This window comes from Staphylococcus sp. GDY8P57P (genome assembly GCF_017892585.1).
GTDB lineage: Bacteria > Bacillota > Bacilli > Staphylococcales > Staphylococcaceae > Staphylococcus > Staphylococcus borealis.
Genome location: NZ_JAESLK010000149.1, coordinates 1 through 811 on the forward strand (window position 1 = coordinate 1; position 811 = coordinate 811).

Genomic DNA, 811 nt, shown 5'->3' on the forward strand with positions numbered 1-811 from the left:
TCATGATACGTTATTACAGAAATTCGATTTATCTGAATCTAAATTCACAATCATGATGTTATTGTCTTATGAAAAAAATATGACGTTAGCTCCATCAAAATTATCTGAGAAAATAGCTAGTAAGAAATCTACTATAACGGGAGTTTTAAAAGGTTTAGAAAAAAATGGGTTAGTTAAAAGAGTAGCTTTATCTAATGATAAGAGAACAAATTATGTTCAATTAACTGATCTTGGTTTGATGAAATTAAAAGAATTTTTACCTTATAACTATGAAGTTGTTTCAAAAGTTTTCGGAGTTTTTAATGAAGAAGAAAAAGAAGAATTTTATAGATTAGCAAATAAACTTAAAAATAATTTAGAAAAGGATCATCTATTTTGAATAAAGTAGAGTTTTTAGACACGTTTCTAAGTCTTTATATTAATCATCATGAAGTTCTTAAAGATATGGAAAATGAAACAAGTAAATATGTAGTTATCGATGTTAGAAATGCACCTAAAAGTGTTAAAAAAGATAAAATCAAGAATTCTGTTGAAATACCTGCTAAAGATTTAAAAAATCATTTATCTAGTTTAGACAAAGATAAGATATATGTAGTTTATGATTGGACTGGTGGAACTATTTTAGGTAAGGCAGCTTTATTAGAATTTTATAAACATGGATTTGAAGCGTATGAATTATCTGGAGCTTTAGAAGGTTGGAAAGGTATGAGTTTACCTTTAGAAGATGTAGAATAATTTTATTTTTGATTCCTTTTTCAGAAGAAAAAGGAATATTTTTTTGAAATAATTTTCATTGATTTGATATTAATAG

Annotated in this window: 2 protein-coding genes; both read left to right on the forward strand. The window is 25.3% G+C overall.

The window, feature by feature from the left end:
* Positions 1–379 (forward strand): MarR family winged helix-turn-helix transcriptional regulator (locus KA878_RS14050; RefSeq protein ID WP_210142263.1); only part of this gene is annotated, 379 nt, incomplete at its 5' end.
* Positions 376–735, forward strand: a complete 360-nt coding sequence (locus tag KA878_RS14055; protein ID WP_025907492.1) for a rhodanese-like domain-containing protein — start codon at positions 376–378, stop codon at positions 733–735. The genes KA878_RS14050 and KA878_RS14055, both read left to right, overlap by 4 nt.
* Positions 736–811 lie beyond the last annotated feature (76 nt).